This window comes from Paracoccus sp. (in: a-proteobacteria) (assembly GCF_046462195.1).
Taxonomy (GTDB): Bacteria; Pseudomonadota; Alphaproteobacteria; order Rhodobacterales; family Rhodobacteraceae; genus Paracoccus.
The window spans coordinates 1-8,940 of the sequence record NZ_JBKGUN010000236.1; the positions used below are offsets into that span (position 1 = coordinate 1).

Here is an 8,940-nt window from a genome sequence, read left to right on the forward strand (position 1 = left end):
GGAACGGGCGGTTAGCTCAGCGGTAGAGCACTACGTTGACATCGTAGTGGCCACTGGTTCGATCCCAGTACCGCCCACCATTCTTTCGCCGCCCCCGGCCAACGTTGGGGGCATTTCGTTTTCCTGGCGGCTGCGATGCGCCGCGATGATGGAGAAGACCGATGAAGGTTCGCAACTCGCTCCGCTCGCTCAAGAGCCGGCACCGCGACTGCCAGGTCGTGCGCCGCAAGGGCCGCATTTACGTGATCAACAAGACCAACCGCCGCTTCAAGGCCCGTCAGGGCTGATCGGCCGGTCTTTGCCGAAAATGGTCGGCAAATCACGGAAGACGACTGAATAACCCGCCCCGCAAGAGGCGGGTTTTTTCGTGCCTGTCCGTGGGGTCCTTCAGCGCATTAATATTGTCTTAACAAAACTGTTCGGCCCGGGGCTGCATTGGCCTATTCTTGCAGGCAACCGGCAGGCGGCCGGAGGCTACGGGATCTGGGTCGATGTTATATCTTGGAGGATTGCTGGGCCTGGCCTTGGCGGGACTGATGGTTGATGCCTTTTCGGCCGGTTCTGACCAGATGGGTGATGAGGATGAGGCCGGCGATTCGGATGAATGGCTTCATGTCTCGGTGGATCAGGATCCCGATGCGAGTCCTGCCGCGCCGGCCAAACCCGAGGCTTCGCAAACCGAGCCCGGAGAGACCTTCGACGGAGCCGAAGATATGGACGCCGTCATGGGTGGGCCGGGTCATGACGTGATTCGCGGTGGCGGGGGCGACGATGAGCTTTGCGGCGGCCTCGGAAACGACACGATCGAGGGGGGCGACGGCAATGACTGGGTGCAGGGCGATGGCGCCTACGGGGAGGGCGGCGATGATGTCATCTATGGCGGGGCGGGCGACGATCTGCTGGCAGGGCAGGGCGGTGACGACCTGATTTGTGGCGACGGAGGAGAGGACATACTGTTTGGTGGCGAAGGGAACGACACCCTCTTTGGCGGGGCGGGAAATGATATCCTGGCGGGAAATGACGGCGACGACCTGCTGATCTCGACCGAGGGGGCCGACGATCTGGATGGCGGGCGCGGAAATGACGTGCTGATCGGGCATGACGGCCCGGAAACCGTCTGGATGAACGGCGGTGAAGGAAACGACACGCTAATGCCGGGGGCGCATGATTTTGCCTCAGGCAACGATGGTGCCGACACCTTTGTTCTGCGTCAGGTGTCCGAGGGTTTTCCCACCATCGCGGATTTCAATGCGGATGATGACCAGATCGTCCTGCATCTGAACGAGGATGTCGCGCGCGATGCCCAACTGGCTTTGCGGCAGGACGATGACGGAACCTGGCTTCTGGAACTGAATGGCAGCCCCGTGGGCCGCCTGCTGCAGTCCGGCGGCTTGCAGGTCCAAGATGTGCGCATCATTCCCGTGCGGTCCTGAGGCTGCAAGGGCTTTCCTTCCGGCGCCACTTCGCGTATAGGCGCCCATCGCCGGGCGTCAGGCCCGCGGTGCTCCATGGGCCTGTGCTGGACGACATCCCGGCCTGCGCCATCACCCCAAGTTCCGAAAAGGAGATCCCGATGTCGATCACCGTTGAAGAAAAAGCCCGCGTCATCAAGGAATTCGGCACCAAGGAAGGCGATACCGGCAGCCCCGAGGTGCAGGTTGCGATCCTGTCCTCGCGTATCGCCACGCTGACCGAGCACTTCAAGACGCACAAGAAAGACAACCACTCGCGCCGGGGCCTGCTGAAGCTGGTCGCACAGCGCCGCAAGCTGCTGGACTATCTGAAGGGCAAGGAAGAGGCCCGCTATACCGACCTGATCGGCAAGCTGGGCCTGCGCCGCTGAGCCTTTTCCCAATAGTCTAATGCGAACGCCCGCGGTTCAACCGCGGGCGTTTTTCATTGAAAACAGGTCAGGCTTCGGGATCCCACCCGCTGATGGCCTTCGAGTCCATGAACTCTTCCAATCCCATGACGCCACCTTCGCGCGCGCGCCCCGACATCTTGACGCCGCCAAAGGCAGAGCCGGCCCCGCGAGATGCACCATTCATCTCGACCATGCCGGAACGCAGGTGGCGCGCCACCCGGTTCCGCTTTGGCCCGTCCTGAGACTGGACATAGTTTGTCAGGCCATAGGGGGTGTCGTTGGCGATGCGAATCGCCTCTTCCTCGCTGTCAAAAGGGATGATCGACAGGACAGGGCCAAAGATCTCCTGCCGGGCGATGGTCATGTCGTTGCTGACATCGGCAAAGACTGTCGGCCGGACGAAATAGCCGCGATTGACACCTTCGGGCAGGCCCGTGCCGCCCGCGACCAGGCGCGCACCTTCGTCGATTCCGGCCTGGATCAGGTCCTGGATCTTGTCCCATTGTTGTTTGCTGACAACCGGGCCGATATGCTTGCCGGGCTGATGGGCACTGGCAACAGCCGTTTCCTGCGCCACCTTGGCAGCCGTCTCGACCGCGCGGCCGTAGGCGGAGCGTTCGACCAGCATTCGCGTGGGGGCATTGCAGGACTGGCCGCTGTTGTAGAAGCAATGCCGCGCCCCGCGGACGACCGCCTGATCGTCAGCGTCGGCAAAGACGATGTTGGCACCCTTTCCACCCAATTCCAGCACGACCTTCTTCAGGCTGTCGGCGGCTGCCTTGGTGATGGCAATGCCCGCACGGGTGGAGCCGGTGAAGCTGATCATCTCGATATCGGGATGCGTCGACAGTTGCGTGCCCACGCCAGGCCCGTCGCCGTTTACCAGGTTGAAGACACCTGCCGGGACACCGGCCTTGTCCAGGATCTCGGCAAAAAGCATCGAGCTGAGGGGCGCGATTTCGGAAGGCTTCAGCACGCAGGTATTTCCTGCCAGCAGGGCGGGGACGACCTTCAACGTGACCTGGTTCATGGGCCAGTTCCAAGGCGTGATCAGCCCGACGACGCCCACCGGCTCCCATGCAATCATCGACTGGGGCGCATGATCCCCCAGCGGCCGGACAAACCGAAAATCCTTGAAGGCAGTGATGAAGTTCCGGATGTGATAGCTGCCGGCATCGACCTGATCGTCAAGCGACATGTCCTGAGGCGCGCCCATCTCGTGGCTGATGGCCCAGGCCATCTCCTTGGCAAGATTCTGATAAACCTCGAGGATTCGTTCCGCGATTGCCAGGCGTTCCGCCGGGGCGGTCGCGGTCCAGGCCGGAAGGGCACGCTTGGCGGCGGCCACGGCGGCATCCGTATCGGCCTGATCGCCCAGAGAGATCACCGCCACCGCCTCTTCGGTCGAAGGGTCGATCACCTCGAGATCGCGGGCAGCGGTTGGTGCGACCCAAGCCCCGTTGATATAGAACTCGCGCTTGTCCAGCAATTCGGCCATCTCGCCCTCCTGTTCATGTTGAGGCAAAGCCTGTCACCACCGACTGCCCGCTGCAAGGGCGCCGACGGGGTCGCGCCCATGCCGCCCGCACTGGCATTCGCCTCCCGTCCGCTTATGTTAAGGGCCACGCAACTTATCGAAAGGCCGCCCATGTCCTTGCGCATCAACGACATCGCCCCCGATTTTACCGCCGAGTCGACTGAAGGGACGATCCGCTTTCATGAATGGCTCGGCGACAGCTATGCGATCATCTTCAGCCACCCGCGGGACTTTACCCCCGTTTGCACGACCGAGTTCGGGGCCGTTGCGCAGTTGGCGCCCGAGTTCGAAAAGCGGGGCACCAAGGTTCTGGGCGTGTCGGTCGACAGTGTCGATGATCACCAGAAATGGAAGAATGACATCGCGCAGGTCGCAGGGGCTCCGGCCAACTTTGCCATGATCGACGACCGCGATCTGGCCGTCGCCAAGGCCTATGACATGCTGCCTGCTGATCACTACCTGCCCAGCGAAGGGCGCACGCCTGCCCATTCGGCAACCGTACGGACGGTCTTCATCATCGGTCCCGACAAGAAGGTCCGCCTGACGATGACCTATCCAATGTCGGTCGGGCGCAATTTTGCGGAAATCCTGCGGGCTCTGGATGCGGTTCAGAAAACGGATGGGGTGCCGCTGGCCACGCCGGCCAACTGGGTGCCGGGCCAGGATGTCATCGTGGCGCTGGCGCTCGACAATGAGGCGGCCGAGGCAAAATACGGTCCGCTGGACATCAAGCTGCCCTATCTGCGCTACGCCAAGGATCCGGCATAGATCGAGAATCAGGCGGGCCAGCCATAGTGGTCGGTCAGCGCGGCAATGGCCCTGTCATTGCCGCAACCTTGCCGGTTTCCCGCGCGCAGGTTGACGGTTTGGCTGCCCTCCCATTCCAGTATGCGGGCGCGACCGCCGACCTTGCGGGGCTGCGACCCTTTCATGCGATGCATCCAGTACAGCCACACATCGTCTGCACTTGGGGCAAGCCGGGTGAACAGATCCTCTCGGGTCACATCGGGATGAAACACGCCCGGCGCGTAGATCACGCCCGAGACACCAGTCGGAAACACCTCCGCCCCTGCCCGGGTCACACTGATGTTGTGCTGCCACGCTTCATAGGCGGCAGGCCTTTCCGGTGTCGCCATGACGACCCGGTGCGCGCGCAGGCAGGCAACGGTCGCCCCTTGATGCGCCGCTGACACCAGCTGCTCCAGCCAGTCTGCAGGATAATAAAGGTCGTCATCTGCCGTGACCACATGCGCGCCCGGGCAGGCCAGAAGGGTCGGCACGATCTTCTTGTAGGAGCGCCAGTTCGGACAGGTCCTGATGTCCAGGCCTGCCATGGAGCGGATCTCGGCAGGCAACCGGTTCTCGTCTCCCTCGTCCAGCCACAGGATCACCCGATCCGGCTGCACGCTTTGCCGCAGAAGTGCATGAAGGGTGGGTGCCAAGGTGGGAAAGCGGGCCACGTGGCTGGTCAGGGAGACGACCAGTTCGGACGGCAGTTCATGCGGGCGGCCGGGGCCATCCGGTCTGGCGGCTGTCTCGGCCATGGCCCGCGCGATGCGGCGGCGGTGCTTGAATCGACGAAAGGCGTTGCGAATCATGTGTTTTCCCAAGCCTTGCGCAACCAGGCAATGTCGCCAATGCGGCGATACCACTTGTGGCCCCGACCTGCGAAGACATCTTCCATCTTGGGCGCACCGGCGAACAGCACGATCCTGGCACCCTCGGGCAGGGCGGGATCCGTAAGGAAGGACTTGAAGTGTCGCGGGACGCAGTGATTCTTGAAGCTGACACACCAGCCTTTGGGCCAGTAGTTCAGGTGGCCCCTTGCAGCCAGTTGGGCAGACTGGAACTGCTGACTGATCTCATAGTTCTCCGTCGCTGCCTTGGGATCGGCCAGATAGGCATCAAGCACATACGCATGATCACCAATTCGATAGCGGAACACGCTGGAGTTCCCGACGCTGTGCAGGAATCGGTCGCGCGAGGGGTTCACACGCCGCAAGGGTTTGGCGCGGAACAGGTCGTCATCGCGAATGACGAAAAAAGCGCCTGGCAGATCGAAGAATGGCGAAAGGTCGTTCACCACTACCAGATCAAGGTCCAGAAACAACGCCGTTCCAGACAGCCCCCCCAGATCGCGACGGAACAGGGCCAGTTTGCGCCAGCGGGTATCGGAATGCCCATCCGGCAGGCCTAGGTTGGGCAGCGGCATTGCTTCAACCAGAGGATCAATGCCTTGGGCGTCGTCGGTAAAGCAGATGAACCGATGCGGCCGCGCCAAGTGCTTGCGAACCTGTGCTGCAAGCCGGTTCACGTCCTGCGCACTGTAGAGCGTGCCCCATTTCATCGTCAGGATAAGGACCGGTTCACTCATGCTGTCATCTCTGCACTTGGTTCAAAGCAATCTTTCCAGAAGCTTTGCATAAAGATTTCCGCTTGAAACAACACCACCACGCCTTTCCTGCAGGGTCTTGCGGATCCGGCTGCCCCACAGGTGCAGGCAGATCGTGGCATCTCGAAATCGCTTATTTGCCAACGCCTTGGTTCTGCATGATTATAGACGCAGATAGGATAGAAGGCGGGCAAGGGCAGCGCGTGCTTCAGTTCATGATGGCGTGTCAGATAGTTGTGAATGCCTGGGAGCCAGTACTTTCCTAGGCCCATTACTCGAATACCCCCGTCCCAACGTGCGGACCCAGCACTTCAGCCTTCGCGCGCCTTTGATATGGGGGCCACGCCCCATGTTTCGGGCGAGAATGCCCGTAGGTCGCGCAGGGTCGGCGACTGGTGCAGTAGGCAAAGAACGGCATTCTTGACTGAAGTTTCTGATTCGAAACCGATGAGGTTGTCGTCGGATGGAAACGACTGCAGGGCGATGATGTCCAGATCGACCCAAACCGCGTCGGTCTTTCCAGCAGCGCATACCGAAAAAGATTGGCATGCAATGCCGGGCCAGGTTTGCGCTTGTTTCGATAGAGCAAAATCCTGTCCGTCGGCGGGATTCTCGCTGCGTCACGCACGGTGACATCTGCGGGACGCCCGGAATTGGTGCATCGCTGTAAAGTGCAACGGAGTGGCCCAGGCGGGTCATCGAGTTGAGCCTTGCCCTTTCCATCGGACCCAAGGTCCTGCCGCACCAGAAGGTCGCCAGTTCGCGCAAGTGTTCTTACCCCGAACCGTAAAGAGGCGCGGCCGCCCACGCTGTGGGCGGCCGCTGCGGAATATCAGCCTTCGGCCGACTGTTCCTGCTTTTCGTCGATCTCCGCACCGGTCTCCTGATCGACCATCTTCATGCCGAGGCGGACCTTGCCACGGTCATCAAAGCCCAGCAGCTTGACCTTGACCTCCTGGCCTTCCTTCAGGATCTCGTTCGGATGGCCCAGGCGACGATTCGCGATCTGGCTGACATGGACCAGGCCGTCGCGCTTGCCGAAGAAGTTCACGAAGGCGCCGAAGTCGACCAGCTTGACGACCTTGCCGGTATAGACCTGACCCTCTTCGGGCTCGGCCACGATCGAATAGATCATGTCATAGGCCTTCTTGATCGAATCGGCATTGGCCGAGGCGATCTTGATGACGCCATCATCGTTGATGTCGACCTTGGCACCCGAAACCTCGACGATCTCGCGGATAACCTTGCCGCCCGAGCCGATCACTTCACGGATCTTGTCGGTCGGGATCTGCATCGTCTCGATGCGCGGCGCATGGGCGCTGAACTCGTTGCGGCCTTCGGTCAGGGCCTTGGACATCTCGCTCAGGATGTGCATCCGGCCGTCCTTGGCCTGTGCCAGCGCCTGCTCCATGATCTCGGGCGTGATGCCCTGGACCTTGATGTCCATCTGCAGCGACGTGATCCCGTTTTCGGTCCCCGCCACCTTGAAGTCCATGTCGCCCAAGTGATCTTCATCGCCCAGGATGTCGGTCAGGACCGCATACTTGCCATCGTCTTCCAGGATCAGGCCCATGGCCACGCCTGCGACCGGTGCCTTCAGCGGAACGCCTGCATCCATCATCGACAACGAACCGCCGCATACCGACGCCATCGAGGACGAACCGTTCGATTCGGTGATCTCGGACACGACGCGGATGGTGTAGGGGAAGTCGGTCGCCGCAGGCAGAACCGCCTGCAGCGCACGCCAGGCCAGCTTGCCGTGGCCGATCTCGCGACGGCCGGGCGAACCCACCCGACCAACCTCGCCGACCGAATAGGGAGGGAAGTTGTAGTGCAGCAGGAAGTTCGAGCGTGAGTTGCCGTGCAGCGCGTCGATGATCTGTTCATCATCCCCGGTCCCCAGGGTCGTCACGACCAGCGCCTGTGTCTCGCCGCGCGTGAACAGCGACGATCCATGGGTGCGGGGCAGGATACCCACTTCGCTGACGATGGAACGCACCGTGCGGGTGTCGCGGCCATCGATGCGGGCGCCGCCGTTGATGATGTCGCCGCGCAGGATGCCCGATTCGAGCTTCTTGAGCGCCGAACCCAGATTGGCGTCCGCAAGCTCGTCCTCGGTCAGGCCTGCCTTGACCTTGGCCTTGGCTGCGGTCACGGCGTCATGGCGGTCGGCCTTGTCACGGATGGCATAAGCGGCGCGCATGTCGGCTTCGCCCAGTTCCTTCACGCGTGCATAAAGCGCGCTGTAGTCGGGCGACTGGAAGTCAAAAGGCTCCTTGGCAGCGGATTCGGCCAGATCGATGATCAGGTCGATGACCGGCTGCATGGCCTCGTGGCCGAACTTGACCGCGCCCAGCATCTCTTCCTCGGTCAGCTCGTAGGCCTCCGATTCGACCATCATCACCGCATCTTTCGTGCCGGCGACAACCAGGTCCAGACGCTGTTCGGGGTTGCTCCGCAGGTGATCCATGTCCTGAACCTCGGGGTTCAGCACGTATTCGCCATTGGCGAAACCGATGCGGGCCGCACCGATCGGGCCCATGAAGGGAACGCCGCTGATGGTCAGGGCAGCCGAGGCCGCGATCATCGCGACGATGTCCGGGTCATTGACCAGGTCATGGCTGAGCACGGTGCACATGACCAGTACTTCATGCTTGAAGCCGGGTGCGAACAGCGGGCGGATCGGCCGGTCGATCAGACGCGCGGTCAGCGTCTCTTTTTCACTCGGGCGCGCCTCGCGCTTGAAGAAGCCGCCGGGGATCTTGCCGGCCGCATAGTATTTTTCCTGATAATGAACCGTCAGCGGGAAGAAGTCCTGCCCGGGCTTGGGTTCCTTGGCGAAGGTCACGTTGGCCATGACACTGGTCTCGCCCAGGGTGGCGATGACGGTGCCGTCGGCCTGACGGGCAACCTTGCCCGTTTCCAGCGTGAGCGTTTCCTGGCCCCACTGGATCGATTTCTTCACTTCATCAAACATCTGATTTCCTCTGAGGATGATCCGGCCCTCCGGACATCCCGTGTCATATGGCGGCCCCATTGCCGCCGCCCCTATCCTTTGCATGTGCCCCGGGGCCGGACCTCACGTCGCAGATGTTCGGCATTTACAGGAAAATGCGCTTGTTGGGAAGGGCGACGGGCAAGTCACGC

The 8,940-nt window shown here is 61.7% G+C and carries 8 protein-coding genes and 1 tRNA gene; 5 read left to right on the forward strand and 4 right to left on the reverse strand.

From position 1 onward, the window contains the following. Window positions 1–5: 5 nt before the first annotated feature. The 4 genes from ACLHHB_RS14890 (at window position 6) to rpsO (ending at window position 1,843) form a co-directional block, all read left to right on the forward strand. Window positions 6–80: transfer RNA gene (locus ACLHHB_RS14890), tRNA-Val, on the forward strand. 81 nt (window positions 81–161) lie between these two features. Further along, window positions 162–287 (forward strand): type B 50S ribosomal protein L36, encoded by a 126-nt coding sequence (gene ykgO / locus ACLHHB_RS14895; protein WP_042245282.1) that lies wholly within the window; start codon window positions 162–164, stop codon window positions 285–287. A gap of 204 nt (window positions 288–491) precedes the next feature. Continuing rightward, a complete protein-coding gene (locus tag ACLHHB_RS14900) occupies window positions 492–1,433 on the forward strand; it encodes a calcium-binding protein (RefSeq protein WP_410219066.1) in 942 nt (313 codons plus the stop codon). A 140-nt stretch (window positions 1,434–1,573) separates the two neighbouring features. Beyond that, window positions 1,574–1,843: a 30S ribosomal protein S15 gene (rpsO, locus tag ACLHHB_RS14905; RefSeq protein WP_410219067.1), complete on the forward strand. Its 270-nt coding sequence runs from the start codon at window positions 1,574–1,576 to the stop codon at window positions 1,841–1,843. Window positions 1,844–1,910: 67 nt separating this feature from the next. Here the strand turns inward: rpsO and ACLHHB_RS14910 are convergent, their stop codons facing one another. Then, window positions 1,911–3,353 (reverse strand): aldehyde dehydrogenase family protein, encoded by a 1,443-nt coding sequence (locus tag ACLHHB_RS14910; RefSeq protein WP_410219072.1) that lies wholly within the window; start codon window positions 3,351–3,353, stop codon window positions 1,911–1,913. A 159-nt stretch (window positions 3,354–3,512) separates the two neighbouring features. On the opposite strand from ACLHHB_RS14910, the gene ACLHHB_RS14915 reads away from it, so the two are divergent. After that, window positions 3,513–4,169 (forward strand): peroxiredoxin, encoded by a 657-nt coding sequence (locus ACLHHB_RS14915; RefSeq protein ID WP_410219068.1) that lies wholly within the window; start codon window positions 3,513–3,515, stop codon window positions 4,167–4,169. Between the two features lie 8 nt (window positions 4,170–4,177). Here the strand turns inward: ACLHHB_RS14915 and ACLHHB_RS14920 are convergent, their stop codons facing one another. The 3 genes from ACLHHB_RS14920 to pnp all read right to left on the reverse strand — a co-directional run bounded on the left by ACLHHB_RS14920 (window position 4,178) and on the right by pnp (window position 8,770). Further along, complete coding sequence (locus ACLHHB_RS14920; RefSeq protein ID WP_410219069.1) at window positions 4,178–4,999, reverse strand: glycosyltransferase; 822 nt, start codon at window positions 4,997–4,999, stop codon at window positions 4,178–4,180. Beyond that, a complete protein-coding gene (locus ACLHHB_RS14925) occupies window positions 4,996–5,775 on the reverse strand; it encodes a hypothetical protein (RefSeq protein ID WP_410219070.1) in 780 nt (259 codons plus the stop codon). The genes ACLHHB_RS14920 and ACLHHB_RS14925 overlap by 4 nt, the downstream gene beginning before the upstream one ends. A gap of 850 nt (window positions 5,776–6,625) precedes the next feature. After that, a complete protein-coding gene (gene pnp, locus ACLHHB_RS14930; RefSeq protein WP_410219071.1) occupies window positions 6,626–8,770 on the reverse strand; it encodes a polyribonucleotide nucleotidyltransferase in 2,145 nt (714 codons plus the stop codon). Window positions 8,771–8,940 lie beyond the last annotated feature (170 nt).